This window comes from Hymenobacter mellowenesis (assembly GCF_030581005.1).
Taxonomy (GTDB): Bacteria; Bacteroidota; Bacteroidia; order Cytophagales; family Hymenobacteraceae; genus Hymenobacter; species Hymenobacter mellowenesis.
Window position 1 is genome coordinate 446603 of the sequence record NZ_JAUQSX010000004.1, and the last position, 25768, is coordinate 472370.

General features: G+C 60.3%; 22 protein-coding genes. 14 read left to right on the plus strand and 8 right to left on the minus strand.

The window, feature by feature from the left end:
• Positions 1 to 194: 194 nt before the first annotated feature.
• The gene (locus tag Q5H92_RS10405; protein WP_168675019.1) at positions 195 to 542 is read right to left on the minus strand and encodes a HesB/IscA family protein; all 348 of its coding nucleotides are present in this window, start codon (positions 540 to 542) and stop codon (positions 195 to 197) included.
• Positions 543 to 793: 251 nt separating this feature from the next.
• On the opposite strand from Q5H92_RS10405, the gene Q5H92_RS10410 reads away from it, so the two are divergent.
• Entirely contained in the window at positions 794 to 1330 is a 537-nt protein-coding gene (locus Q5H92_RS10410) for a DUF7935 family protein (protein ID WP_305011452.1), read from the plus strand.
• A gap of 210 nt (positions 1331 to 1540) precedes the next feature.
• Here Q5H92_RS10410 and bshA read toward each other — a convergent pair whose 3' ends face one another.
• The 3 genes from bshA to Q5H92_RS10425 all read right to left on the minus strand — a co-directional run bounded on the left by bshA (position 1541) and on the right by Q5H92_RS10425 (position 7118).
• Entirely contained in the window at positions 1541 to 2677 is a 1137-nt protein-coding gene (bshA, locus tag Q5H92_RS10415; RefSeq protein ID WP_305011453.1) for an N-acetyl-alpha-D-glucosaminyl L-malate synthase BshA, read from the minus strand.
• Positions 2678 to 2842: 165 nt separating this feature from the next.
• Positions 2843 to 4069, minus strand: a complete 1227-nt coding sequence (locus tag Q5H92_RS10420) for a hypothetical protein (RefSeq protein ID WP_305011454.1) — start codon at positions 4067 to 4069, stop codon at positions 2843 to 2845.
• 37 nt (positions 4070 to 4106) lie between these two features.
• Positions 4107 to 7118 carry a serine hydrolase domain-containing protein gene (locus Q5H92_RS10425; protein ID WP_305011455.1) on the minus strand — a complete coding sequence of 1004 codons (3012 nt, stop codon included), beginning with the start codon at positions 7116 to 7118 and terminating at the stop codon, positions 4107 to 4109.
• A 346-nt stretch (positions 7119 to 7464) separates the two neighbouring features.
• Here Q5H92_RS10425 and mutL point away from each other — a divergent pair, with 346 nt between their 5' ends.
• The 4 genes from mutL (at position 7465) to Q5H92_RS10445 (ending at position 12320) form a co-directional block, all read left to right on the plus strand.
• On the plus strand, positions 7465 to 9531 hold the full coding sequence (gene mutL, locus Q5H92_RS10430; RefSeq protein ID WP_305011456.1) for a DNA mismatch repair endonuclease MutL: 2067 nt from the start codon (positions 7465 to 7467) through the stop codon (positions 9529 to 9531).
• A 40-nt stretch (positions 9532 to 9571) separates the two neighbouring features.
• Complete coding sequence (locus Q5H92_RS10435) at positions 9572 to 10366, plus strand: rhomboid family intramembrane serine protease (RefSeq protein ID WP_305011457.1); 795 nt, start codon at positions 9572 to 9574, stop codon at positions 10364 to 10366.
• Positions 10367 to 10450: 84 nt separating this feature from the next.
• A complete protein-coding gene (locus Q5H92_RS10440; protein ID WP_305011458.1) occupies positions 10451 to 11362 on the plus strand; it encodes a rhomboid family protein in 912 nt (303 codons plus the stop codon).
• Between the two features lie 16 nt (positions 11363 to 11378).
• A complete protein-coding gene (locus tag Q5H92_RS10445) occupies positions 11379 to 12320 on the plus strand; it encodes a tetratricopeptide repeat protein (RefSeq protein ID WP_305011459.1) in 942 nt (313 codons plus the stop codon).
• On the opposite strand, the gene Q5H92_RS10450 is transcribed toward Q5H92_RS10445, so the two are convergent.
• Both Q5H92_RS10450 and Q5H92_RS10455 read right to left on the minus strand, forming a co-directional pair.
• Positions 12317 to 12730 (minus strand): STAS/SEC14 domain-containing protein, encoded by a 414-nt coding sequence (locus Q5H92_RS10450; RefSeq protein ID WP_305011460.1) that lies wholly within the window; start codon positions 12728 to 12730, stop codon positions 12317 to 12319. The two genes, Q5H92_RS10445 and Q5H92_RS10450, sit on opposite strands and share 4 nt — an antisense overlap.
• A 118-nt stretch (positions 12731 to 12848) precedes the next feature.
• Positions 12849 to 13481 carry a macro domain-containing protein gene (locus tag Q5H92_RS10455; protein ID WP_305011461.1) on the minus strand — a complete coding sequence of 211 codons (633 nt, stop codon included), beginning with the start codon at positions 13479 to 13481 and terminating at the stop codon, positions 12849 to 12851.
• A gap of 112 nt (positions 13482 to 13593) precedes the next feature.
• Here Q5H92_RS10455 and Q5H92_RS10460 point away from each other — a divergent pair, with 112 nt between their 5' ends.
• The gene (locus Q5H92_RS10460; protein WP_305011462.1) at positions 13594 to 14511 is read left to right on the plus strand and encodes a hypothetical protein; all 918 of its coding nucleotides are present in this window, start codon (positions 13594 to 13596) and stop codon (positions 14509 to 14511) included.
• Positions 14512 to 14594: 83 nt separating this feature from the next.
• Here Q5H92_RS10460 and mdh read toward each other — a convergent pair whose 3' ends face one another.
• Both mdh and tilS read right to left on the minus strand, forming a co-directional pair.
• Positions 14595 to 15542 carry a malate dehydrogenase gene (gene mdh / locus Q5H92_RS10465; RefSeq protein WP_305011463.1) on the minus strand — a complete coding sequence of 316 codons (948 nt, stop codon included), beginning with the start codon at positions 15540 to 15542 and terminating at the stop codon, positions 14595 to 14597.
• A 163-nt stretch (positions 15543 to 15705) separates the two neighbouring features.
• Positions 15706 to 17037 carry a tRNA lysidine(34) synthetase TilS gene (gene tilS, locus Q5H92_RS10470; protein WP_305011464.1) on the minus strand — a complete coding sequence of 444 codons (1332 nt, stop codon included), beginning with the start codon at positions 17035 to 17037 and terminating at the stop codon, positions 15706 to 15708.
• A gap of 245 nt (positions 17038 to 17282) precedes the next feature.
• On the opposite strand from tilS, the gene Q5H92_RS10475 reads away from it, so the two are divergent.
• The 8 genes from Q5H92_RS10475 to Q5H92_RS10505 all read left to right on the plus strand — a co-directional run bounded on the left by Q5H92_RS10475 (position 17283) and on the right by Q5H92_RS10505 (position 25736).
• Positions 17283 to 19085, plus strand: a complete 1803-nt coding sequence (locus Q5H92_RS10475; RefSeq protein ID WP_305011465.1) for an OstA-like protein — start codon at positions 17283 to 17285, stop codon at positions 19083 to 19085.
• A 104-nt stretch (positions 19086 to 19189) separates the two neighbouring features.
• On the plus strand, positions 19190 to 20020 hold the full coding sequence (locus Q5H92_RS10480) for an outer membrane protein assembly factor BamD (RefSeq protein WP_305011466.1): 831 nt from the start codon (positions 19190 to 19192) through the stop codon (positions 20018 to 20020).
• Positions 20021 to 20122: 102 nt separating this feature from the next.
• Positions 20123 to 20470, plus strand: coding sequence for a DNA-directed RNA polymerase subunit omega (locus Q5H92_RS10485; RefSeq protein WP_305011467.1), 348 nt, complete (start codon positions 20123 to 20125; stop codon positions 20468 to 20470).
• A gap of 143 nt (positions 20471 to 20613) precedes the next feature.
• Positions 20614 to 21204, plus strand: coding sequence for a flavoprotein (locus tag Q5H92_RS26645; RefSeq protein WP_369811134.1), 591 nt, complete (start codon positions 20614 to 20616; stop codon positions 21202 to 21204).
• A gap of 141 nt (positions 21205 to 21345) precedes the next feature.
• The gene (locus Q5H92_RS26650) at positions 21346 to 21996 is read left to right on the plus strand and encodes a phosphopantothenoylcysteine decarboxylase domain-containing protein (protein WP_369811135.1); all 651 of its coding nucleotides are present in this window, start codon (positions 21346 to 21348) and stop codon (positions 21994 to 21996) included.
• A 35-nt stretch (positions 21997 to 22031) separates the two neighbouring features.
• Complete coding sequence (porD, locus tag Q5H92_RS10495) at positions 22032 to 22925, plus strand: type IX secretion system protein PorD (RefSeq protein WP_305011468.1); 894 nt, start codon at positions 22032 to 22034, stop codon at positions 22923 to 22925.
• A gap of 89 nt (positions 22926 to 23014) precedes the next feature.
• Positions 23015 to 24685: a DNA repair protein RecN gene (recN, locus tag Q5H92_RS10500; RefSeq protein ID WP_305011469.1), complete on the plus strand. Its 1671-nt coding sequence runs from the start codon at positions 23015 to 23017 to the stop codon at positions 24683 to 24685.
• Positions 24686 to 24905: 220 nt separating this feature from the next.
• Positions 24906 to 25736, plus strand: a complete 831-nt coding sequence (locus Q5H92_RS10505) for an enoyl-ACP reductase FabI (protein WP_305011470.1) — start codon at positions 24906 to 24908, stop codon at positions 25734 to 25736.
• The last annotated feature ends 32 nt before the right edge of the window (positions 25737 to 25768 follow it).

Here is a 25768-nt window from a genome sequence, read left to right on the forward strand (position 1 = left end):
GCAGGATTTAGGAAGCGGTGGGCGCGAAAGTAAATGAAAAAGCCCCGGCCGGTGGACCAGGGCTTTGTTCGATGGTTGTGCTACTGTCATCCTGAGCGCAGCGAAGGACCTTACCACGTTTGCACGGATTGACTACTGCTAATCGTTCGGACGTGATAAGGTCCTTCGCTGCGCTCAGGATGACAAACGGCTCCTTACGCCGAGAACGACGAGCCGCAGCCGCAGGTGCTTTTGGCCTGGGGGTTGTTGAAGACGAAGCCGCGGGCGTTGAGGCCGTCCTGGAAGTCAACTTCCATGCCCAGCACGTACATGGCGTGTTTCTTATCCATGATGAGCTTCAGGCCGTCGAGGTCGTAGGTTTCGTCGGCATCCTTGGCTTTGTCGAAGCCCAGCAGGTAGCTCATGCCCGAGCAGCCGCCGCCCTGCACGCCGATGCGCAGGCCGTAATCGGCAGGCACGTTCTTTTCCTGGATGATGTTTTTCACCTCCACTACGGCGCGGTCGGTGAGGGTAATGGGGGCGAGGGTGGCAACAGCAGCCATAGTGATAAGTCGATTTAGAGAGGTGGATGGCAAAGATACGGCAGTATCGGAGCGTAAACAGCGGTTGGGGCCCGGCGGTTCACGGCGTAAGTTTGCGGGCTGGGCGGCAAGACTTGCCCGACAACCAAAACGTCATGCCGAGCGCAGCCGAGGCATCTCGCGTGCCGAAGTAAACCAATCGTCAGGAATTACTGCCACAAGCGAGATGCCTCGGCTGCGCTGGGCATGACGTTTCAAAACACATTAAGGCCATGGATTCAACCACGTATTTCTACGACCTGCTCAAGATTATTCTGCCCGCCCTCATCGTGGCCGGGGCCATCTACTTCCTGTTCAAAGAGTTTCTGGAGAAAGAGCAGCAGCGCCGCCTGATTGAGCTGCGCCTCGAAAGCAACAAAACCACGCTGCCGCTGCGCCTGCAGGCCTACGAGCGGGCGGTGCTGTTCCTGGAGCGCATCTCGCCCAACAACATCCTCGTGCGCCTGAGTAGCGCCGGCTCCACCGCGCCGGAGTTTCACCGCCTGCTGCAGCAGGAAATCCGAGCCGAGTACGAGCACAACCTCTCGCAGCAGCTCTACATCTCGGCCGATGCCTGGACGCTGGTGAAGGAAGCCAAAGAAAACGTGCTCACGATGGTCAACCGCGCCTACCACGGCATCCAGAACCCGGCCCAGGCCCGCGGCACCGAGCTGGCCAAGCGCATTCTCGAAGGCTTGATGATGGACGGCGCCGAGCCCACCGCGCAGGCTCTGGCCGTGGTGAAGAACGAGGCGGCCGGGCTGTTTTAAAGGTCCCGAAAGGTCATGGCAAGGGGCGCCTGTCATTGCGAGGCCGCAGGCCGCGGCAATCCGTCCTCTCAAATCCAGACGCTTCTTTTTACCGGAAAGCCCCGGCACTGTGCAGTGCCGGGGCTTTTTAATTAATGTTTATCACAAATCAGGGCTGGTCGCTGAGAGAGGACGGATTGCCGCGGCCTGCGGCCTCGCAATGACAAACGATTACACCGCCGCTACTACCGCCTCCATGGCCCGGCGGTAGCACTCCTCGTATTTCGGCACGATAAACTCCACGTCGAACTCCTCGGCGCGGGCGCGGGCGGCGGCTTTGAAGCGGGGCAGGTTCTCATCAGCCAGCACGAAGAGGGCGTTTTGCACCATATCGGGCACGTCGCCGATTTCGCTGAGCATGCCGGTCACGCCGTGCACGTTCAACTCGGGGATGCCGCCGGCGTTGGTGCTCACCACGGGTACTTCGCAGGCCATGGCTTCGAGGGCGGCGAGGCCGAAGCTCTCGTTTTCAGAGGGCATCAGGAACAAGTCGCCCACGCTGAGCACTTCCTCCACGGCTTCGAGCTTGCCCAGGAAGCGCAGGTCGCGGTGGCAATCCAGCTCGCGTGCCAGCTTTTCCATGCGGTTGCGGTCGGGGCCGTCGCCTACGAGCAGCAGCTTGGCCGGCATCACGGCCCGCACCCCGCAGAAGATGCGCAGCACGTCTTCCACCCGCTTCACGGTGCGGAAGTTGCTGGTGTGGATGAGCAGCTTTTCGCCCTCGGGCGCAATGGCGGCGCGGAAGTGACTCTTTTCCTGCTTTTTGAAGCGGTGTAGGTCGATGAAGTTGGGGATGACCGTAATGTCCTTTTCGACGGCGAAATACTGGTAGGTTTCGCGCTTCAAATCATCGGACACCGACGTCACGCCGTCGCTCTGGTTGATGCTGAACGTGACCACCGGCTCGAAGCTGGCGTCCTTGCCTACCAGCGTAATATCGGTGCCGTGCAGCGTGGTGACAACCGGAATCTGGATGCCGCGCGAGCGCAGAATCTGCTTGGCCATGTAGGCGGCCGAGGCGTGCGGAATGGCGTAGTGCACATGCAGTACGTCGAGCTTCTCGTTCTGCACGATGTCGACCATCTTGCTGGTCAGGGCCAGCTCGTAGGGCGGAAACTGGAACAGCGGATACGCCGGCACGTACACCTCATGGTAAAAGAGGTTTTCGTTGAAGAAATCGAGCCGCACCGGCTGGCTGTAGGTGATGAAGTGCACGCGGTGGCCGCGCTGGGCCAGGGCCTTGCCCAGTTCCGTGGCCACCACGCCGGAGCCACCAAAGGTGGGGTAACAAACAATGCCGATGTTCATAGAGGAGCTAACGCGAAAAGGAGCCGCGCGTTCTGCCTAACCGGAATCGGGGCGGGATGTTGAAACGTTGCTCGGGCGAATGTGAAATTTATTAATGCTGATTTTTCAGCTCAGGTAATAATTCGGCCTCTGAGTTAGGAATGCCGTCACCTGAAAAGCGCTGATTTAGTGAATAGTGAACACTGAAAGTACATCGGTGTCTTGAGAGGCTCCGCTGGTTGATTGAACTACTACCAACCGTTCGGATGTATCCGACCATACCGCGTTAAATACTTCGGTATCCACCGGCAATTCCATTGGCGTCTTTTTTAACGTAGCGATATCCAGCAAGTAAGCGGTGTTTTCGTAGGTGCACACCAGTGCATAACGGCCGTTCGGACTCAGGTAGGCTTCGTGGTATTCTTCAGGAAAAAGCTTCCTGGACACGATGACTGCGCCGTGGTACTGGTAGAAATAATTTTTCTCCTTCCGCAAACTATGCTGGTCGTCCAGGTAGACGACGTCCCCGGTTGAGGTGATGGCCACCCGACTGTCCACGTTTTTGAACGGCATTTTTTTAAATTGATGGAGCAAGCCGCTCCGGCTTTTTAGCGACGCGTCGTATTCGTTGGCCATCCAATTCGATTCAAACCCTTTGTCGGCGGCCTGCCACACGACGTACGCCAGCCCGCGGGGTACGGGATGGAAACTGCCAATGATGTTGAAATAGCCGTAGTGCTTTTGCGGAGCTTCTACCACGCTGTCACGCTTGCTGCGCAGATTGTATTGCGAAATACCTGTCCCTCCCCCATAGGAGCCGTTGATGGCGTTGCCTTGCTGATACCACAGCGTGTTGGGGTTCGCAAAAGCCGGTTGCAATAGATACCCTTGCTTGGGCAATGCGATGGTGACCCGTTTCCGGGCTCGGCGTTCGTATACCCTAATGGAATTGCCTTTGAGCGTTTCGGCCAGCACCCGCTTGCCCGAAATGGGCGTATGTTGATAGGCGTAGGCTAACAGGCTATCACCAGGCGAAAAGCTGGGGTCCCATCCGTAGTCAACAGAATCAATCCGTTGCGTAGCTATGTGGAGAATGGAAACTACCGGGTCGGCGAGGCGTTGATTGCTGGCCACTTTGGCCAGCCGGCTTTCAGCCACTCCTTCCCGCTGCTCGGACTCATCGCCGTCAGGAATGTGGAACTGCTGCACAAAGGCCAATTCCCGTCCCGAATGTGAAAACGCGGGCTGAAGAATGCTGCGGTTCGGCTGCTGCCAACTGAAGTCCTTGGTCAGCAATAAGCCTGCGGGCGCCGGAGCGGTAAAGGCCAGCTGAGTAGCCAATGCCAGCGAAGCAGCAGAAGCAAAAATGGCCGTAATAAGCGGTGTGCGCGTGTTTCCGAGTGCTTTGCCCATGCTGTAAAGTAAGCAGGGTTCGCGTACTCAGCTACAATTACTTGCCACTGTCAGCTAAGGGTTTCGAGCCCGCCGCCAACGATTTGTAAATCACCTCGTGGATGCGCGTGCGGATGTTGTACTGGCGCAGCTTGTTGTTGCCGGCGTCGGGGTACACGCGGTTGGAGAGGAAGACGTAGAGAATCTGGTTGTCGGGGTCCATCCACACGCAGGTGCCCGTGAAGCCGGTGTGGCCGAAGGTGCTGGCCGGCGAGAGGTTACTGGTGGGGCCTTCGGGCTTGCTGGGGTCGCCGTGGTCCCAGCCCAGGCCGCGCCGGCCGCCGTTCTGGGGGCGGGCAAACTCCGAAACCACCGGGTTCTGGAAGTAGCGGGAGCCGCCGTAGTTGCCGTTCTGCAGGTTCATCTGCATGAGCACGGCCAGGTCATTGGCGGTGGCGAAGAGGCCGGCGTGGCCGCCCACGCCGCCTACGAGGGCCGCAGTTTGGTCGTGCACGGTACCTTGCAGCTGTTCGCGGCGGTAGTAGGTGTCCTTCTCGGTGGGCGCGATGCAGCTTTTGGGGAAGCGCTGCAGCGGGTTGTAGGTCATGCTGCCCAGGCCCAGCGGCCGGTAGAAATTATCCTCCAGGAAATTCTCAATCGGCTGCTTTAGAATTTTCTCGCACACCCGCTTCATCACGATGAAGCTCAGGTCGGAGTAGTCGGTCGGGTACTTGCCTTTCACTTTCGGCAGCAGGCCCGAGCGCATGGTCCAGGCCCAGACGGAGTCGTCGGCGGCTTTGGTGCTGTACTCACCGGGCGCCACTTCGTTGGGGAAGTCGTCGGAGCGGATGCTGGCGTAGAAGGTGGGTTTCAGCTGGCCGTCGCGCATGGTGCGCTCCCAGGTGGGGATGCCGGGCTTGAGGCCAGCCTGGTGCAGCAGCACATCGCGAATGGTCATGTCGCGCTTGTTGGTGCGGGCCAGCTCGGGCAGGTAGGTGGCAACCTTCTCCTCAATGTTTAGCTTGCCTTGGTCCTTGAGATACATCACGGCCTGTAGCGTGCCGGCCACTTTCGTGACGGAGGCCAAGTCGTATAAGGTGCTGCTGGTCACGGGCTGACTCTCGTCGTAGGTGCAGTAGCCGTAGCTCTGGTCGAATACCACGGTGCCGTTTTTGGCCACCAGCACCTGGCAACCGGGCGCGGCGGCGTAGGTCTGGCTTTCGAGGGCGATGTTGTCAATCTGGGCCAGCACGCGCGAGTTCAAACCCTGGCTTTCGGGCACGGCGTAGCGCAGGCGGTGCAGGTCGGGTGTGGCGATGCCGGTGGCCACGGGCATAGTGGGCGACACCGTGACGGGCAGCTTGCCCCGCGCCGGCAGCGCTCCAAACAGCACCTGCGGCACCACCAGTTGCGCCGCGTAATGGTCCTCGTAACCGCACACCAGCGTGCGGGCACCTTCCAGAAACTTCAGCGAGTAAGCGTTGCCCATGGCCACCACCACTGTTTTGAAGCCTTTGTTGGCCTGGAGTTGCTTAATGAATTTCAGCGCCCCGTCGCCGATGCCGTAATTGTGGCTGGGCGTGTTGTTCATGGCGTGTAAGCTCACCACCACCACATTGTAGCCAGTCAACCGACTGCTGATACGAGCAAATGTGCTGTCCGGGGCGTAGCGGTCAGGTACGGCGTACACCGGCCCGGGCTGGTACTTGTTGAAAATGGTGGCATACGGCCCCTCGGCCTGCGTGCCGATGGTGATGGCCGCCATGCGCAGCGTGTCGAGCCGCTGGAAGGGGAGGAGCTTGTCCTCGTTCTTCACCACCGTCACGGCGTGCTCAAAAATCTCCTGCGCCAGCACCTTCGATTTGGGCAGGTTCAGGCTGTCGCGTAACGTGGCCAGGTTTACTGGCCGGTATTTATTGAGTCCGGCCCAATACTTGGCGCGCAGAATTTTCTTCACGCGCAAATCCAAATCCTCCTGCTTGAGCGTGCCCGCCGCAACCGCCTCCCTAATGCGTAGTAGCGCCGACGGCACGTCTTCCGAAAACAGCAGAATGTCGTTGCCGGCGGCCAGGGCCATAGCGTCCAGTTCGCCGTCTTTGTAGAGCTTGCTCACGCTCTTCATGTTGAGCGCGTCGGTGAAAACCAGACCCTTAAAACCCATCTTGTCCTTCAGCAAATCCGTGACGAGGGCGTGCGAGAGGGTGGTGGTTTTGGCGTTCGTGGTGTCGAACAGCGGCATGTAGAGGTGGGCCACCATCACGCCCATGATGCCCTGCTCGAACGACTGCTGAAAGGGCACCAAATCCACTTTCGTCAGCCGAGCCAAGTCGGTGTTGATGACCGGCAGGGCCACGTGCGAGTCGGTATCGGTGTCGCCGTGGCCGGGGAAGTGCTTGGCCACGGCCATCACCTTGTTGTCCTGCAAGCCTTTGAGATAGTGCGTGCCCAGCATGGCCACGCGGGTTTGGTCTTCGCCGAAGGAGCGGTTGCCAATGACCGGGTTGCCAGGGTTGGAGTTCACGTCGAGCACTGGGGCGAAGTCGATGTGCACGCCCAGGTTGCGCATTTTGCGGGCAATGTCCTGGCCCATCTGGTATACGTACTTGGGGTCGTCCATGGCGCCCAGCGTCATCTGCTTGGCGAAGTGAGCCGAGGAGTCGAGGCGCATGTCGAGTCCCCATTCGGCGTCCATGGCCACCAGCAGCGGCACTTTGGCGGCGGCCTGCAGGCGGTTGGCCATGAGGGCCTGGCGCTTGGGCCCGCCCTGCATAAACATCACACCGCCAATATTTTGATTGCGCACCAGCCGCTCGATGCGCTCCACGTGGCTGCGGTCCTTGTTGGAATACGCGGCCACCATGAAGAACTGGCCCAGGCGTTGGTCCAGCGTGAGCGAGTTGAACACGCTGTCGACCCACGCTACTTCGGCGGGCGAGTTGGTGAACGGGTCGGCGGGAAGTTTTCTGACTTCCGAAAACGACAGCAGCAGGCCCGCCGCCAGTACCAACGCGGCAATGCTCAGCTGAAAAGGGATGCGCAACAGCCCCGGGGGGGTGGTGGGTTGGTTCAAGAGGCAAACGGGCCGCGGGGGCCGTACTTTTGTCGTGGGTAGCAGCGGAACCCGCTGGCTGGGTTTGGAGGTTCCAAACGTGGCCGGCGGCCGTGGGTTTTCGGTGGTCGGGAAGCGGACGAAACAACAGCATCGCCCGCGACTGACTCCCTGATACTGACGGCCATTCCAGGCGCGAAGGTACGCAGAAAACTGCCTTGCGGACTGACAACGCAACGGTTTTTTGCTTATTGTGCTTTTTGTTCCAGCCTGTTTACGTGCTGGTTAGCTTATTAAACCCTGACGTGCGGCCCTGGCCGGCGCGTTGTTCATTTCCCGGCGCAGGCGGAAGCGTGCGCTACCTTTTATGCCCGATATCATTCACCTGCTCCCCGAATACCTTGCTAACCAGATTGCGGCCGGCGAGGTGGTGCAGCGCCCCGCCTCGGTGGTGAAGGAGCTGCTGGAAAATGCCGTCGATGCCGGCGCTACCCAGGTGCAACTCATTGTGAAAGAGGCCGGCAAGCAGCTCGTGCAGGTCGTCGACAACGGCGCCGGCATGAGCCCCACCGATGCCCGCATGAGCCTGGAGCGCCACGCCACCAGCAAAATCCGCAGCACCGAAGATTTATTTAAAATTCGCACCCTCGGCTTCCGGGGCGAGGCGTTGGCCAGCATCGCGGCGGTGGCCCAGGTTGAAATCCGGACCAAGCAGCGCGAGCACGACACCGGCAGCCTGCTGTTGGTGGAGGGCTCCCAAATTACCAGCCAGCAGCCGACCGCCTGCCCCGACGGTACCAGCATCGCCGTCAAGAACCTGTTCTTCAACGTGCCCGCCCGGCGCAATTTCCTCAAGAGCAACGCCGTGGAAATGCGGCACATTCTGGATGAGTTTCAGCATGTGGCGCTGGCCAATCCGCAGATTGCATTTTCGCTCTACCAGAATGAGTTGGAGGTGTTTGGGTTACCGGCGGGCAAGCTCAGCCAGCGCATTGTGGCGCTGCTAGGCAATGGCTATAAGGAACAGCTGGCCGCCTGCGAGGAGGTGACGCACTCCATTTCGGTGCGCGGCTTCGTGGGCAAGCCTGAATCGAGCAAAAAAAGCCGGGGCGACCAGTTTTTCTTCGTCAACAACCGCTTCATTCGCTCGGCCTATCTCAACCACGCCGTGCTGGCGGCCTACGAGGGCCTGCTGGCCCGTGACACGCACCCCTTCTACGTGCTGTTTCTGGAGCTCGACCCCAAGGCCATCGACATCAACGTGCACCCCACGAAGACGGAAATAAAGTTCGAGGACGAAAAAACCGTCTACGCCGTGGTGCGCGCCGCCGTGAAACAGAGCCTGGGCATCCACAACATCGCGCCGTCGCTGGACTTCGACGGGGATGTGAACTTCGCGCCCATCCGGCCGCTACGGGCAGGCAAGGGCACCGGCGACGCGCCCACCACCCCCGACGACCACCTGCCCGCCGCCACGCCCGCCGCCCGCGCCGCCAGTTCTGATAATTACCGCCCCGATGCGCTGGCCGCAGCCGCTTCGGCCGCCACGCGCAGCTCCGCCAGCAACAATTCCGGCTTTTCCAATTTCTCGCCCGAAACCCGGCGCGACGGCTACGAGCGCCAGCTGCCGCCGCGCCCCACCGAGCAGGCCCGCCGCGAGCTCGAAGCTTTCTACCGCGAACTGGGCCAGCCCGTGCGCGACGACCGGACCGTGGGCGCCGACAACCCGATTGCGCGCAGCTTCGAGACCGATTTTCCGGCCGCGCCCGACGTACCCGCTCCGCCCGCCGTGCCCGGTTTCTCCTTGGGCCTCACCGCGCCGGAAGCGGCCGCCGCGCCGCCCGTGCCCACCCGCGAGGGCGGCGCCAGTAGCCGCGCCGTGCAGGTGCAGCAGCGCTACGTGCTGGTACCCGTGAAATCGGGTGTGCTGCTGATTGACCAGGAAGCGGCACGGGAGCGCATTCTCTACGAGCAGTATCGGCAGGAGCTGGGCCGGGCTGTGGGTACTTCCCAGACGCTGCTGTTTCCGCGTACGGTCACGTTTTCGCCCGCCGATTTTGCGGTGCTGCGCGAGCTGACGGAGCCGCTGCACGCGCTGGGCTTCATCTTCGTGGAGTTCGGGCCGAACACCATTGCCGTGGAAGCCATCCCGGCCGGTATGCCGCCCCAGAACGAAAAAGAGCTGCTCGAAAGCCTGATTGAGCAGTTCCGCACCACCGCCGGCCCGCTCAAGCTCGACCAGAGCGAGAGCCTGGCCCGGGCCCTGGCCCGCCGCGTGGCTGCCGGCACCGCCGCCACCCGCCTGCCCGAATCCGAACTCAGCGCCCTGGCCGACCGCCTTTTTGCCTGCCAAACCCCCGGCTACACCCCCGACGGCCGCAAAACCCTGGTGCTGCTGGACGGGCAGCAGCTGGCCGATTTTTTCCGTAAGTAAGCCCTTGCCGCGCGGCTTGCGCGGCGCTTTTCTTCGCTTCATGTTCAACATCACCCCCACGGTTCGCAACCTGCTCATCGCGAATGTGCTCTTCCTTGTGGCCCAGCAGAGCCTGCTGCCGCTGCTCACCCAGGTGGGCAGCTTATACCCCATCGGCTCGCCGTATTTCTACCCGTGGCAGTTCTTCACCTACATGTTTCTGCACGGCGGCTGGGGGCACTTGTTCTCCAACATGCTGGGGCTGATAGTCTTCGGGCCGCTGCTGGAACAGCGCTGGGGCGCGTCGCGCTTTCTCATGTTCTGGCTGATTTGCGGCGTGGGCGCCGGCCTGCTCTACGAAGGCGTGCGCGGCTACGAACTGCACCGCATGGAAGTGGCCCGCCAGGAGTTTCACCAGTCGCCCACCGGGCCCGAGTACGAGCAGTTCTTCCGCAAGAGCTTCCCCGATGCTTCGGGCTACGAGCCGCTGGCCCGGGCCATGGCGCAGGACCCCAAGAACCCCGAGTACATTGCCGCCGCCGAGCACAACGTCGACAAAGCCGTGTCCGACACCTGGAACTCGCCCCACGGCGGCATGCTGGGGGCATCGGGCGCGCTGTTTGGGCTCATCTTCGCGTTTGCTTATCTTTTTCCGAACACCCAGCTCTTGCTTTTCCCCTTTCCATTTCCGATTGCCGCTAAATACCTGGCTTTTGGCTACACCATGCTGGAACTGTACCAAGGCGTGCACCGCGTGCCCGGCGACAACGTAGCCCACTTTGCCCACCTCGGGGGCCTGCTCATTGGGTTCATCGTGGTGCGGTACTGGGAAGGCGGCCGGGAACGGTTTTACTAAAACGCGGTTGATGCCCTAACCCGCCGCCGGGCCACGCACGGCCCGCTACTTTCGTTGCCACTGTTTTAATCCCTGACACGAGCCATGAGCATCGTTCAAGACATCCGCACCGCCTTCAGCCGGCGCGACAATGCCCTCATTCAGCTGATTTGGCTGAACGTGCTGGTGTTTGCCAGCCTGATTCTGCTGAAGTTTATTTTAAAATTCAGCAGCGCCATTGGGTATTACCCCATGGTGGTCAGCCAGTTCCAGATTTCCTCGGCTTTCCCCATTCTCATCCGGCATCCCTGGACCATCCTGTCGTACGCCTTCACCCACGAAGAATTCTTCCACATTCTCTTCAACATGCTGAACCTGTACTGGTTCGGGCAATTGGTGCGCGAGTACCTCGGCGACCGCCGTTTGGTGAGCATCTACATTCTGGGGGCGCTGGCCGGCGCCGTGGTTTTCCTGCTGACTTACAACTTCGTACCGGCGTTTCAGGAAGGACTGGGCACGCCCATGGTGGGCGCTTCGGCGGCCGTGACGGCCATCATCGTGGCCGGGGCCACGCTGCTGCCCGACTACACGTTCATGCTGATTCTCATCGGGCCGGTCAAGATTAAATGGATTGCCGCCGTGGTGGTGCTCATCTCGCTGGCCGGCGTGAACGGCGGCAACCCGGGCGGCGAAATTGCCCACTTGGGCGGCGCCTTGCTCGGCTTCGTGTTCATCAAGCAGCTGCAGGCCGGGCGCGACCTCGGCCGGCCGGTGCAGGCCGTGGGCAATTTCTTCAGCAACCTCACCAGCAGCCGGCCCGCCATGCGCGTGAGCAGCCCCAGCCGCCGCCCCGAAACCGTGACGGCCAACGCCGCCAGCGGCCCTCGCAAGCCCGCCGCGCCCGGCCAGCCCTTGCAGGACGAAATCGACACCATTCTGGACAAGATTTCGCGCTCCGGCTACGAAAGCCTGAGCAAGGAGGAAAAGCAGAAGCTGTTCCGGGCCAGCCAGCAGTAGGGCTGTTGGGTAGCAAATGCTACTTTTAGCCGCTCATTACACCGGCGAATACATGCGGCTGTCTCTAAATCGGTTGGCTACCCTCGGCTTATTGCTACTGGCGAATCCGGCCGCCGCGTGTTTCAACGACCACGCGGCCACCAAACTGGATGGCTCCTATCAGAGTTCGGACGACTCAGACCTGACCATGCCCGCGCCACCGCAAGGGCGAAACCTGGCAGCGGAAGCCCCGGCCAACCGGCGCCGCCTGCAGGTGCTCGACAGCCTGTGGCGCACCCGCCATCGGCTGGCCGACTACGCGGGCTACGGCTTGACCCTGGCGTATCTGGGGCGCTATGCGGAGGCCCGCACCATGTTTGAGCAACTCAATGCCTGGCAGCCCAACCAATACGAAACGGCCGCCAACCTCGGCACGGTGTACGAACTGCTGGGGCAGAACCAACTGGCGTTGCGCTGGATAGAAAAGGCCATACAGCTGAATCCCCGCTCGCACCGGGGTACCGAGTGGTTGCACGCTAACATTCTGCGGGCCAAGCTGCGCGGCGCCGCGGCCATCAATTCCGTTGATTTGCTGGGTGTTGATTTCGGCACGGCGGCGGCCCCGGTTCCGGCGCTGCGCGGTGGCCGGCCCCTCGATTCCATCCAATATGCGCTTCAATACCAGCTCCGGGAGCGCCTGAGCTTTGTGCCGCCGCCCGACTCCGTTGTGGCTGAGCTCCTGTTCGACCTCGGCAACGCTTATGCGCTGACCAGCAACGTGGAATCGGCGGAGCGGGTGTATGCCCAAGCGGAGCAGTTTGGCTATGATGGCAGTTTGCTGATGAAGCGGCGTGCCTATTTCTGGTGGTTGCGCGAGGGCAGGGATATTGCCTTTAGCGTGGTGCTGCTGGGGCTGGTGGGCCTGGCCGGGTTCGGCCTTTGGCGGTTGGGCTGGGGCCTGCGTCGCCGCTTCGCCTAATTCATCGATGCTTCGCGCAGCCAGCTTTTCGCCAGCTCGATGTCCTTAAAGAGGCGCATTTCGAACTGTGTGCCCACCCGCGTCACCATCTCGGCTGCCGACGCCTGCCCAAAAATCCCCGGCGATACGATGTGCGCAAACCGCTTCAGGCCCAGGCGTAGCACCTGCGGCATCCAGTTCTGGGCTATCCACTCATTGGCCGCGCTCCACGAGCCCACCACTTCGCGGTTGTCGTTGAGCATGTGCGGGCAAGAGTTTTCCCGCAGAAAATCAATGGTGGCCTGGCAGCCCTGAATCACCTTTTCGGTGGGCAGCACGCCCCGCCAATTGTTGTAAATCCAGTTGTTGGCCGCGTCGAACTCGATGGTTAGGTACACCTTATCGAATGAATTCGCGAGTTCTTTTTTCATCGATGCAGCAAAGCGGGCCAGTAGGAATAGAAGGTGTAAAGTAAGCACTTTGCCGGGTAAGTATTGGCCGGTGTGGACTAATATCCAATTAGTCATGCTTATCCGCTCACCGAGCTAATCAATAGATATCGTACTTGATATCGGAGCGGTTGTGGGTGTAGAAATAGGCGTAATTCGCACACATTTCTTCCCAGCCTGCTTCGGTAGCAAACTTCTGCTGCTTCACGTCTTCCCAGGCCAACCGCATTTGCCGGGCGCACACCAACGGCCGGACCTGTCCCACGCCCGTCCCCAGGCCCGGCACGGCCACGCGCTGAATTTTCTCCGACGCCAGCTCGCCCGTGGCCAGCTGCCCGTAGCGAAGCAGCTGCAGAATGGCCTTCATGGCCAGGTACACGTTGGGCCCGCGCGTAATGGTCATGGGCGTACGCATCGTGGGGGCCGCAATCAGGTAAGGAAAATCGGCGTGGCCGGTGGCAATGACTTCGGCTTGCCCCACCAGCAACTCTCCGTAGTATTTCTCGCGGATAACGCGCTGCAAGTCCTTTTCCAGGTGCCAACCCAGGTTTTTGGAGATGACAAAATCCAGCCCGCCGTTCATGTAGCCGAAGCTATTGGCCGGGCTGACGAGGGCATCGGCGGGATAATCGAAGATGGAACCGAGGCGAACGGTGACCTGCGGCACGTCGGCAAATACTTTTTCCCAAGCGTCGGTTACTTCCGGGTTGGTGTCAATTAGGGTTAGGTGCATGAATGAGATTTAGCCTGCAAGGTACTGACCAGCAAGGGCACTCAGGCTTGTCGCGGCTATTAGGCTGCTCCGGTTAGCTTTGCGCGGAATAGACAAACCGGTTCAGCGCAACATGCTCATCTTCTTTGGAATTCTGTTGATGATTCAGCTGGTGGTGCAGCCCCTGCTTGTGCTGCTGCATGAACTGGGACACGCCGTGCCGGCCCTGTTGTTCACGCGCGCCAAGGTGACGGTGTATCTGGGCTCCTACGGCGACACCGCCAACTCGTGGCGGACGCAGATTGGCTTGCTGGAAATTTACTCGAAGCGAAGCCTGTTTTGGCGGGGAGGACTCTGCGTGCCAAGCAGCCAAAACATGACCACGCCGCAGCAAGTGATAATGGTATTGGGCGGAACGGTGGTTTCGTTTGCGGTGGCGGCGCTCGGATTTTACGGCGTGCTGCTATTCGACCTGCACGGTTCCCTGAAGCTGTTTATGTTTCTGCTGACCTTGATTGCCGCGGTCATGTTGGTTACCAACCTAACGCCCCGTGAACACGCCGGTGTGGCCAGCGACGGCTTGATCCTAAAGCAGTTGCTGGCCAGGAATAAAGTAAAAGCCGCTTTCGCACCCGAGTTACAGCAGCTCATTGCCCGGTCGCGGGAAGTGGCCATCGATTTGGGGTACAACTATATTTCGACCCGGCACCTCTTTCTGGCCGATTGCGTCATGCCTTACCAGTATTCGTTGGGCAGCTTATTCTTTCCCGACCCCACCGCCGGGGAAGCGTTCTACCAGCAGCACCGCATAGGCCCTGCCAATGCGGAGGCCAACTCCCTGCCGCTCACCCAGGAATTTGAACAAGCCCTGCGGCTGACTTCGGGCGCCTGCCGCCACGGCTTGTGCCAGGTGCTGCACCCGAGCCACCTGTTTCTGGCAGCCACCGAAGTGGCTGGCTCCGAGTTTAATCAAGTCACCGCCGACGCCGCTATTCTCCCCCAGGCCCTGCTGGCGCACTATCGGGCATTCGATGAGCTGTGGCAGCGCTAGTGCCCGGCGCCCTGTTTCCAACACAAGAAAAGCCCCGCTGGCACTGGCCAGCGGGGCTTTTCTTGTGTTGGAAACAGGGCTATTTAAGCAGCCGGCTGGGCAGCACTCATCTTGTCCAGCGCGTCCATCACCTCTTTCACGTGGCCGCGCGAGGTTTCAAGCAGGGCTTTCTCGTCGTCGTTGAGCTGCAGCTCAATCACGCGTTCGATGCCGTTTTTGCCCAGAATAACCGGGGCGCCCAGGTACACACCGTCGATGCCGTACTCGCCTTCGAGCTTGATGCAAACCGGGAACACGCGGCGCTGGTCGCGCACGATGGCTTCCACCATTTGGGCGGCTGCCGCGCCGGGCGCGTACCACGCCGAGGTGCCCATCAGCTTCACCAGCTCGCCGCCGCCGTTGGTGGTGCGGGCCACGATGGCGTCCAGCTCTTCCTTACCAATCAGCTCCGTCACGGGGATGCCGCCCACGGTGGTGTAGCGAGGCAGCGGTACCATGGTGTCGCCGTGGCCGCCCATGAGCACGGCCTGAATGTCTTTAGGGCTCACGTTCAGAGCCTCAGCCAAGAAGGCGCGGTAACGGGCCGTGTCCAGGATGCCGGCCATGCCGAATACCTTGGTGCGGTCGAGGCCGGAGGTGAGGTGGGCCTGGTAGGTCATCACGTCGAGCGGGTTGCTCACGATGATGATGATGGCATTGGGCGAGTATTTCACCACCTGCTCGGTCACCGATTTCACGATGCCGGCGTTGGTCGAAATCAGGTCGTCGCGGGTCATGCCGGGCTTGCGGGGCAGGCCCGAGGTAATCACCACCACGTCCGAACCCGCCGTTTTCGCGTAGTCGCTGGTCACGCCCACGGTGCGCGAGTCGTAGCCGATAACCGGCGCTTTCTGCCAGATATCGAGGGCTTTGCCTTGAGCAAAACCTTCTTTGATGTCAACCAGAACAATTTCGTTGGCGATTTCACGCGTGGCGAGCACATCGGCGCAGGTTGCGCCCACGTTGCCGGCTCCGACTACGGTAACTTTCATAAGAGAGGAATTGGGAGGGTTGGGGTTTCGCGGGTAAAAGTACGGCGGGGCCGCCTATGCTTTGAATGAAGGCCGGAGTTTTTCCGGTTGTGCCCGTAGGAACGCGCCATGGCACGTCCGGTGTCAGGACAAACCGAATGACAAAACGCGCCATGGCGCGTTCCTACATCCGTTGCACCGTCAGCACCCGCTCAGAGGTTTCTTCCACCTTGAAACGGTCATCGACGCGCCAGCCCACCACCCAGCAGATTTTGCCGTCGGCCGAGGTCAGCACGCGCACGTCGTCTTTCAAATTCAGTGGTACTTTCTGGTCGATGAGAAAGTCGCTGAGCAGCTTTTTGCCCTTCATGCCCAGCGGCATAAACCAGTCGCCCTCCTGCCATTTGCGCAGCGTGAGCGGAAATTTGAGTTTGTTGGCATCAAGCGCGGCCGTGCTTTTCGAGCGCGGAATGATGAAGTGGCGGGCATCGTCGTGCAACTCGGCCTTGAGGCGCATGCCGTCGGCCAGCAGGTCGGTCTGGCCCGCCGCCAGCTGAAACGTGCCGAATTTGCTGAGCCGCCGCGGGGTGATGACCAGATTCTCCCGGTCCTTCACCAGCCGGTGCGTGGGCGAGTCGAACCGCCGGCCGCTCTCGCCGCCGAAAGCCGCTACAATGTCCTTCACCACCAGCCACGAGAAGCCGAAGGGGCGCAGAATCTCGTGGAGCACCAGGGCCGTGGCGGCTGTTTTTTGCAGCATGCTGATGTTCAAATAGGTCACTTCGTCCTCGTCGCGGCGGGCCTGGGCGGCGGTTTCCTCCACGTAGCGGCGCACGATTTCCTCGGCCCCGCCCACGCGCTCGGCGGTGGCGGCCATGGTCTGGTCGAGGCTGGGGTTGATTTCGCGCAGCACGGGCAGCACTTCAATGCGCAGCAGATTGCGCTGGTACACGGGGCTGTCGTTGCTGTCATCTTCGCGCCAGCGCAGCCCGCGCTCCACTAGATACTCGTACAGGTCGTCGCGTCCCAAGCCCAGTAGCGGGCGCACAATGTGGCCGTTCTTCACCTGAATGCCGTGCAGGCCGGCCAGGCCGGTGCCGTGCGTGAGGTTGAGCAGCATGGTTTCGGCCTGGTCGCGCTGGTGGTGGGCCGTGGCGATATAGGCTAGCTGCTCACGCTGCCGCACCTGCTCAAACCAGCGGTAGCGCAGGAAACGCGCCGCCATCTGGGTCGAAATGCCTTCCTGCTCGGCAAACTCCTTGGTCTGGAAAAACTCGGCGAAGTAGGGGAGGCCGTACTGCTTGGCCAGCTTGCGCACAAACTGCTCGTCGGCGTCGGCATCCTCGCCGCGCAGGCCGAAGTGACAGTGCGCCACCGCCACCTGCGCCCCCAGCTTGTGCAGCACATCCAGCAGCACCACCGAATCGAGGCCGCCGCTCACGGCGACCAGAATGGGGTCGTTTTCGATGGAAAAAAGGTCGTGCTCCTCAACGAAGCGGCGGACGGCATCAAGCATATGAGATGTATGAGATATAATAACGTGTTAAGAAAGGCCGTCATGCTGAGCGCAGTCGAAGCATCTCTACCGCAGGAGCAATCCAATCGTTTCAACGAAGCGGTAGAGATGCTTCGACTGCGCTCAGCATGACGACTTGGGTTGTACCGTTGGCACTGGGTTATGAGCCGGCAAACGTGCCCGGCGGGCACTATGCTGCAAAGATGGCCGTTAGCGCGGGCCCCGTCCGTACCTTTGACCACCGAATGTCTCTCTTCCGCTTTTTAGTTCTGCTCTTTGTGCTGGGGCCGCTGCTGGGCAGGGGCCAGAATCCCATTGCGCCGCGCCCCGGTGCCCCCAAGGCGCCCGCGGCTGCTACACCGCGTCCGGCCAGGGGCGCCCCCGCCGCTAAAGGCGAGCCCATCAAGCTGTTAACTTCCGGCCAGCTCCTGGCGGGTGTTTTCAATAACTTAAGAATCCGGAAGCTGCTTGGCAACGTCAGCTTCCAGCAGGGCGACGTGTTTCTGTACTGCGATTCGGCCTACCAATACATTGATAACAGCCAGGTAGAAGCCTTTAGCAATGTTCGCATCGTGCAGAGCGACACGATGACCATCACCGGCGACCACGGTTTCTACGATGGCACCAAGCGCACGGCCCGCATGACCGGCAACGTGGTGATGCGCGACACCCGCATGACCCTCACGGCCCCGTCGTTGGAGTACGACATGAACCGGAAAACGGCCTACTACACCGAAACCGGCCATCTCACCGACCCGCAAAACACGCTCGACAGCCAGCAGGGCTTCTACGACCGCAACTCCAAAGTCTTCGTTTTCATCCGCAACGTGCACCTGGTTACGCCCGATTCGGAGCTGAACAACGACACGCTGCACTACAACACCGTCAGCAAGATAGCCACCGTGTATGGGCCCACGCGCATCAAGGGCAAACAGGGGAATCTGTATGCCGAGGGCGGCACGTACAACACCATCACCCGGCAGTCGGACTTCAAGAAAAACGCGAAAATCGACACGCCCAACTACCTGCTGAGCGGCGACCGGCTGGTGTACAACGAAACCACGCTCTACGGAGTGGCCGACGGGCACGTGTCGCTCACCTCTAAAAAGGACAACCTCGTACTGCACGGCGACCACGGCAAGTACTGGCGTGGCCTGGGTCGAACCAAGCTGTTTGGCGGCCGACCAGTGGTGCGTAACATTGGCAGTCAGAAAGATACGCTCTACATGGCCGCCGACACGCTCATCAGCGTGGAGGCCCGGCCCGGCCAAACCACCACCCGCACCGTGCTCTACGCCTTTCCGAAGGTGCAGATTTTCCGGGGCAACCTGCAGGGCATCTGCGATTCGCTGACCTACGACCGGCAGGACAGCATCATCTACCTCAACCAGGACCCCGTGCTGTGGCAGGCCAAAAACCAGCTCACGGCCGACTCCATGGAAATCCGCTCGAAGCGCGGCAAGGTGGACGAGATGCGCCTCTACGCCAACGCCTTCGCCGTGAGCCAGGACACGCTCCTGAACTTCAACCAGACCAAGGGGCGCAACATGATTTCGTATTTCCGCGACAACAAAATCCGGCGCGTGGATGTGCTGGGCAACGCGGAAAGCATCTTCTACGCCCTCGACGGCGACACGGCTACCACCGGCATGAACCGGGTGCTCTCGGCCAACATGCGACTGCTGTTTCTGGAAAGCAAGCTCAATAAAATATCGGTGCTCTCGAATCCGGAGGCCAAATTCATCCCGCCCCACGAGCTCAAACCCGACGACGAGCGGCTGAAAAACTTCCGCTGGCGCGCCAAGGAACGGCCCACCCGCCGGCAGGTGTTAGGCAAGCAGTTCGATGACCGGCCTAAAAAGCGGAAGGCCGTGAAGAAGAAGACCAAAACCGTTCCCAGGAAAGCCACCAAGGCCAAACCCACCCCGAAAAAGTCGTCGGCCAAGCCAACCAAGCCGAGCCCCAAAGCGGCGGCACCTGCCACCGGGCCCGCCGCCAGCGTGTTGGCCCCCAAAGCAGCCACAAAAGCCCCGGCTGCGCGGCGCTAACTGCAACCTTTCGCTGCCGCCACGCACTCTATTGGCCGGTGGCCCGGCCGGATTCGGCGCCGCGTTTGCCTTCGCCGGCTCAAATCGTTACCTTTGCACCCCTTATGCCGATTTCCCGCCTCACGGTTCTCTTTCTGCTGGTTAGCACGCTCTTGCTGGGCTCCTGTGCCAGCGGCTACCAAAAGCTGCTGAAAAGCACCGACGTCAATAAAAAGTACGAGGCTGCGGTGCAGTACTACGACAAAGGCGACTATTTCCGGGCCGGCACGCTGCTCGAAGACCTGATTCCGCTGCTCAAGGGCCGCCCCGAGGCCGAGAAGGCCCAGTTCTACTTCGCCAACACCAACTACAAGCAGCGCAACTACGTGCTGAGCGCATTCTATTTCAAGCAGTTCATTGATACGTATCCGAACTCGGACTACACCGAGGAGGCCACGTTCCTGAACGCCAAGTCGCTGTTTCTGGACTCGCCGGGCTACGAGCTCGACCAGACCAACACGGTGTCGGCCCTCGAATCCATCCAGGATTTCCTGAACCGCTACCCCGAGAGCAAGTTCAAGGCCGAAACCGATAACATGGCCCAGGAGCTGCAGAAGAAGCTGGAAAACAAGGCTTTCGAAAGTGCCCGCCTCTACTATCAGCTCCGCTACAACCAAGCCGCCGTGGTGGCCCTCACCAATTTCCAGCTGCAATACCCTGCCTCGGCTTATGCCGAGCAGGCGGCGCTGCTGCGCCTGAGCGCCCAATACGCCTGGGCCAAGGAAAGTGTCGAGTCGAAGCAGCGCGAGCGTTATCTCGAAGCGGTGAGCTTCTACCAGCAGTTCATCGACGCCTATCCCAAAAGCAAAAGCCTGAAGGCTGCGCAGGACATGTACGATTTCAGCCAGGCCGAAATAGTGCGGCTGAAATCCGTGCCCACCGCCGCCGCCAACTAATCTTTAGTTGTTAATTGCTCGTTGTTTAGTTGTCAGATTCAGTTCTGACGCTGTACCGGGCCTGACAGCTGACAACCAATAACTAATAACTAAACCGTGCCCATGAAACCTAATCCCAACGCCGTATCGAGCTCCATCGTAACGCGCAACATCGCCGACATCACCGGCGACAACGGCAACGTGTACGAGGCCATCGCCGTGATTTCCAAGCGCGCCAACCAGTTGTCGGTGAAGCTGAAAGAGGAGCTGAACGACCGCCTGGCCGAGTTTGCCTCCACGGTTGACAACCTGGAAGAAGTGTTTGAAAACCGCGAGCAAATAGAGGTTTCCAAGCAGTACGAGCGCATGCCCAAGCCCACCAGCCTCGCCATCGAGGAATTCCTGCAGGGCAAGGTCTACTACAGCACTCCCGAGCCGGAAGAAATTCCGGTGCCCCGCGAGCTGTTCTAAGCTTTCTTTTTTTGCCGAAAAGAACGTCATGCTGAGCGCAGCCGAAGCATCTCGCGTGCAGAAGTAATTATTTACTCTTGCACGCGAGATGCTTCGGCTGCGCTCAGCATGACGTTCTTTTGTTGAAAGCAAATTCACTTGTCATGCCCGCTGACTCCACTCCACCACCAACCAATCTGCACGGCCGCCGCATTTTGCTGGGCGTGAGCGGGAGCATTGCGGCCTACAAAACCGCGCCGCTCACCCGCCTGCTGGTGAAGGCCGGCGCTGAGGTGCAGGTCATCCTCACTGAAGCGGCCACGGCTTTTGTCACGCCGCTCACGCTGGGCACCCTTTCCAAAAAGCCCGTATTGACGGGCTTTTTGCGCGATGCTGCCGCCGGCGAATGGCACAACCACGTGGAGCTGGGCCTCTGGGCTGATGCGCTGCTCATTGCGCCCGCCAGCGCCAATACCGTCGGCCAGCTGGCCAATGGGCTGTGCCCAAATTTGTTGTGCGCGGTGTACCTATCGGCGCGCTGCCCGGTGTTTCTGGCGCCAGCCATGGACCTGGACATGTACGCCCACCCGGCCGTGACGCAGAATCTGGCGCGGCTGCGTTCCTTCGGCAACCACGTCTTTGAATCGCCCAGCGGTGAGCTGGCCAGCGGCCTTAGCGGTGCCGGTCGTATGCTGGAGCCGGAGGATATCGTGGCCGAATTGGAGCGGTACTTCGGTAACATGGCGGCGAAATGAGCGTCAGGCTGAGTGTCGCCGAAGCCTATCACGTGTAGCAGCAATTCAATCGTCGAAAAAGGAATTAGTGGCGGTATGCAGGATGCTTGACTACGCTCAGCATGCCGTTCTTTGGGTTCGCATTCTCCTCTCAAATACCTCATGCGCGTCCTCCTCACCGCCGGTCCCACCTACGAACCGCTCGACCCCGTTCGCTTTCTTGGCAACCGCTCGACGGGCAAAATGGGCTACGCGCTGGCCGAAGCCTTCGCGACCGAAGGCGCGGAAGTAACCTTGGTGAGCGGCCCCAGTCAGCTGCCCAACCCGGCCAACCCGTTGATTCGGACGGTGCGGGTAGAAACGGCGGCGGAGATGTTCGCAGCGGCTTCGGCAGTAGCTGGGGAGGCCGATGTGTGGGTGTTTGCGGCGGCGGTGGCCGACTACCGGCCCGCCCAGATAGCCACGGAAAAGATTAAAAAATCGGGCGAAACGCTGACGCTGGAGCTGGTTAAGAACGTCGACGTTGCCGCCACGCTCGGCCAGCAGAAGCGGGCTGAACAATTTGCCGTGGGTTTTGCGTTGGAGACTACGAACGAGCTGGCCCACGCCCAGGACAAGCTGCACCGGAAAAACTTCGACCTCATCGTGCTGAATTCCCTGCGCGATGCGGGCGCGGGCTTCGGCCACGATACCAACAAGGTGACGGTGCTGGATGCCGCCGGCCAAATCGTTAATTTTGAATTGCAGTCCAAGGCCGATGTGGCCCGCGGACTGGTAAGCCTGATTCTGGCCCGCCGGGCCGTAAATTATTGATGCTCATGTTGCGAAAATTTCGTTCGGCCTTGTCCTTGCTTGCGCTGCTTCTGCTGGCCGGCCCCGCTGCCCGTGCCCAGGAACTGCAGGCCGACGTACAGGTAACGACCCAAAACGTTACCATCACCGACCCTACGCTGGTGACGCAGATGCAGAACGAGATTCGGAACCTGCTCAACACCCAGGCCTGGACCTCGCAAACCTATCGGCCCGACGAGCGCATCAAGGTGCGCATGTTCATCGGCATCACGGCCATTCCGCAAAACGGCACTTACAACGCCACCATGCGCCTGATTTCGACGCGCCCGGTGTATGGCACCGGCTACGAAACCAACGTCATCAGCCTCACCGACCGCAACTTCAACTTCAACTATTCGCCCCAGAACCCCATTGCTTTCTCGCAAAATAGCTTCACGTCGAATCTGGCGTCGCTAGTGGGGTACTATGCTTATCTGGTGATTGGTATTGACCGCGATACCTTTGGGCGACTCGGCGGCACGCCTTACTACGAGCTGGCGCGCAACGTCGTCAACTACTCGGCCAACCAAACCATTACCAACGAAGTGGACGAGGGCTGGCGCGGCACGGGCTCACGTGAACGCCATTTCCTGCTCGACAACCTGACCGACCCGCAGCTCGAAGCCTTCCGCACCGGCCTCTACAACTACTACCGGCTGGGCCTGGACGTGTTCATTGAGAAGCCCGACGAAGCCCGCGCCTCGGTAATGACGGCCCTCACGGGCATCCAGAAAGCGGTGGTGACGCGTCCTGGCGCGCTGCTTACCCGAGCATTTTTCGACGCCAAAGCCGACGAAATTGCCAACATCTTCCGCACCAGCTCCGACCAGACTCAGAAGCAGCAGCTCGTGACCATGCTGACGGAAGTGGACCCCGGCAATTCGGCGAAATATCAAACGGTACTTAAGTAAATGATGAATTATAAATTATGAATTCTAAGTTGTCGTTCAGACGCTTTCTCAATTCATAATTTATAATTCAAAATCCATAATTAATTATAATGTTAGTCGATTTACGGATTAAGAATTACGCGCTGATTGAGCAGTTGGAGCTGCGCCCGTCGCCGCTACTGAACATTATTACGGGCGAAACCGGGGCCGGCAAATCCATTATGCTGGGCGCCATTGGCCTGCTGCTAGGCAATCGGGCTGACTCGCGCATGCTGTTCGATACCGAGCGCAAATGCGTGATTGAGGGCCAGTTCGATATTGCCAACTACCAGTTGCAGGACATCTTTGATTCGGAAGATTTGGACTACGACGCGCACTGCATCCTGCGGCGCGAAATCAGCCCGAACGGCAAGTCGCGCGCTTTCGTGAACGACACGCCCGTGACGCTGGAGGCCCTGCGCAAAATCGGCGCCAACCTGATGGACATTCACTCGCAGCACGACACGCTGCTGCTGGGCGACGGCGTTTTTCAGCTCAATCTGCTCGATTTGTACGCCGGGCTGGTGCCGCAGCGCACCATGTACAGCAGTGCTTTCCGGCAGTATCGCAAGCTGGAAGTGGATTTGCAAGCCCTGGAAGGCCAAGCCGCGCAGGCCAGCAAGGAACTGGATTACAATAGCTTTCTGCTGAATGAGCTGGAAGAAGCCCGCCTCGATACCGAAGACCAGGACGCCTTGGAGCAGGAGGTGAAGCAGCTGGAGCACGCCGAGGAAATCAAGTACAAGCTCAGCCAGGCCCTGCACGGCCTGCGCGACAGCGAAACCTGCGCCACCGGCACCATGAAAGAGGCGTCGGTGTTGCTGGGCCAGGTAGCCAACTATGCCGACAATTTTAAGGAGCTGCGCGAGCGCCTCGAAAGCTGCCTGATTGAGTTGCACGACATTGCCGATGAAGTAGAAGTGGCCGAGCGCCGCACCGAGGGCGACCCCGCCCGCGCCGAGGAGTTGCAGGACCGCCTCAATGTGCTCTACACCCTGCAGCGCAAGCACCAGGCCCGCGACCTGCCTGCCCTAATTGCCGTGCGCGACACGCTGCGCCAGAAAGTGAGCTCGGTGTTGAACCTGGACAAGGAAATCAACCGCTTGCGTAAGGACTCGGATGCCGCCCTGGCGGCCGTCACCAAGCAGGCCGCCAAGCTCTCGGAAAGCCGCCGTAAGTCGTTCCCGAACTTTGAGAAGCAGCTGGGCGCGCTGCTAGCCGACCTGGGTATGCCGCACGCGCGCATTGTGGTGCAGCACAGTACCGGTGCGCCCGCCGCCAGCGGCACCGACGTGGTGAACATCCTCTTTACCGCCAACAAAGGGGCTCAGCCCCAAACGCTAAGCAAGGCCGCCTCGGGCGGCGAGTTTTCGCGCCTGATGCTGTGCATCAAGTACATGCTGGCCGATAAGACGGCGTTGCCGACGATAGTTTTCGACGAAATCGACACGGGCATCAGCGGGGAAATTGCCGTGAAGGTGGGCCGTATGATGCAACAGATGGCGCAGAAGCATCAGCTGGTGGCCATTTCGCACCTGCCCCAAATGGCCGCGGCCGGCGACGTGCACTACTTCGTGTACAAAGAAGACCGCGCCGACCGCACCGTTAGTCGTATCCGTGAGCTGAACCAGGAAGACCGTATTAAGGAAATCGCGCACATGATTGCGGGCGCCAAGCCTAGCGAAAACGCATTCCAGAGCGCCCGCGAGCTGCTGGCGCTGCGCGGCGAGGTGGCGGCGTAACGTCCGTCATTGCGAGCGGAGCGAAGCAATCCGTACTGTTGTCGGCGACCAGCCTAATATTGTGACAAGCCCAACTGCTAACTTGCCGCCGCAAACCCAACGGTTGGGTTTGTCGCATCTGAGAGCTTGTCGCTGAGAGAGGATGGATTGCCGCGTTACGCTGCGCTCCACTCGCAATGACAGGCGGCCTAATCCTTACATAACTCCACCAAATCACCCCATGCCTAACAACCTCCTCGCCGGCAAAGTCGGCATCATTTCCGGCGCGCTCAACGACCAATCCATTGCCTGGAAAGTGGCCCAACGCGCCCACGCCGAAGGGGCGCGATTCGTGCTCACCAACGCGCCGCTGGCTATGCGCATGGGTGAAATCAATAAGCTGAGCGAGGAGTGCAACGCGCCGATTATTCCGGCCGATGCCACTTCGACGGAAGAGCTGGAGGCGCTGTTTTCGGGCGCGCAGGAAAAGCTGGGCGGCAAGATTGACTTCGTGCTGCACAGCATTGGCATGAGCGCCAACATCCGCAAAAAGAAGCACTACGGCGAGCTAGACTATAAATTCTTCCAGCAGACCATCGACGTATCGGCCATGTCGCTGCACAAGATGCTGGCCGTGGCCGAGAAGCAGGACGCCTTCAACGAGTGGGGCAGCGTGGTGGCTTTGAGCTACATCGCGGCCCAACGCGCTTTCCTCGACTACACCGACATGACGCAGGCCAAGGCCATGCTTGAAAGCATTGCCCGCAGCTACGGCCAGCGCCTGGGCAAGCTCAAGAAAGTGCGCGTGAATACGGTGTCGCAGTCGCCCACCAAAACCACGGCCGGCACCGGCATCACGGGTTTTGACGCGTTCTATAACTTCGCCGACATGATGTCGCCGCTGGGCAACGCCCCGGCCGAAGCCTGCGCCGACTACTGCATCTCGCTCTTCTCGGACCTGACGCGCTACGTGACCATGCAAAACCTGATGCACGACGGCGGCTTCAGCACCACCGGCATCTCGGCCGAGATTGTGGACGTGCTGACGAAGGTTTCCGGTATGCAGGAGTAGTTTCGATTTTTAAAAAGAAGAAAAAGCCTGGC

Coding starts and splice junctions, on each gene's coding strand:
- Q5H92_RS10450 (WP_305011460.1), bottom strand. CDS start 12,730: ATGAAAAAAGAACTCGCGAATTCATTCGATAAGGTGTACCTAACCATC.
- Q5H92_RS26645 (WP_369811134.1), top strand. CDS start 20,614: ATGCCCGCTGACTCCACTCCACCACCAACCAATCTGCACGGCCGCCGC.
- Q5H92_RS10445 (WP_305011459.1), top strand. CDS start 11,379: ATGCTACTTTTAGCCGCTCATTACACCGGCGAATACATGCGGCTGTCT.
- bshA (WP_305011453.1), bottom strand. CDS start 2,677: ATGAACATCGGCATTGTTTGTTACCCCACCTTTGGTGGCTCCGGCGTG.
- Q5H92_RS10435 (WP_305011457.1), top strand. CDS start 9,572: ATGTTCAACATCACCCCCACGGTTCGCAACCTGCTCATCGCGAATGTG.
- Q5H92_RS10480 (WP_305011466.1), top strand. CDS start 19,190: ATGCCGATTTCCCGCCTCACGGTTCTCTTTCTGCTGGTTAGCACGCTC.
- mutL (WP_305011456.1), top strand. CDS start 7,465: ATGCCCGATATCATTCACCTGCTCCCCGAATACCTTGCTAACCAGATT.
- Q5H92_RS10405 (WP_168675019.1), bottom strand. CDS start 542: ATGGCTGCTGTTGCCACCCTCGCCCCCATTACCCTCACCGACCGCGCC.
- Q5H92_RS26650 (WP_369811135.1), top strand. CDS start 21,346: ATGCGCGTCCTCCTCACCGCCGGTCCCACCTACGAACCGCTCGACCCC.
- Q5H92_RS10410 (WP_305011452.1), top strand. CDS start 794: ATGGATTCAACCACGTATTTCTACGACCTGCTCAAGATTATTCTGCCC.
- Q5H92_RS10475 (WP_305011465.1), top strand. CDS start 17,283: ATGTCTCTCTTCCGCTTTTTAGTTCTGCTCTTTGTGCTGGGGCCGCTG.
- Q5H92_RS10485 (WP_305011467.1), top strand. CDS start 20,123: ATGAAACCTAATCCCAACGCCGTATCGAGCTCCATCGTAACGCGCAAC.
- Q5H92_RS10455 (WP_305011461.1), bottom strand. CDS start 13,481: ATGCACCTAACCCTAATTGACACCAACCCGGAAGTAACCGACGCTTGG.
- recN (WP_305011469.1), top strand. CDS start 23,015: ATGTTAGTCGATTTACGGATTAAGAATTACGCGCTGATTGAGCAGTTG.
- Q5H92_RS10460 (WP_305011462.1), top strand. CDS start 13,594: ATGCTCATCTTCTTTGGAATTCTGTTGATGATTCAGCTGGTGGTGCAG.
- Q5H92_RS10505 (WP_305011470.1), top strand. CDS start 24,906: ATGCCTAACAACCTCCTCGCCGGCAAAGTCGGCATCATTTCCGGCGCG.
- Q5H92_RS10420 (WP_305011454.1), bottom strand. CDS start 4,069: ATGGGCAAAGCACTCGGAAACACGCGCACACCGCTTATTACGGCCATT.
- mdh (WP_305011463.1), bottom strand. CDS start 15,542: ATGAAAGTTACCGTAGTCGGAGCCGGCAACGTGGGCGCAACCTGCGCC.
- Q5H92_RS10440 (WP_305011458.1), top strand. CDS start 10,451: ATGAGCATCGTTCAAGACATCCGCACCGCCTTCAGCCGGCGCGACAAT.
- tilS (WP_305011464.1), bottom strand. CDS start 17,037: ATGCTTGATGCCGTCCGCCGCTTCGTTGAGGAGCACGACCTTTTTTCC.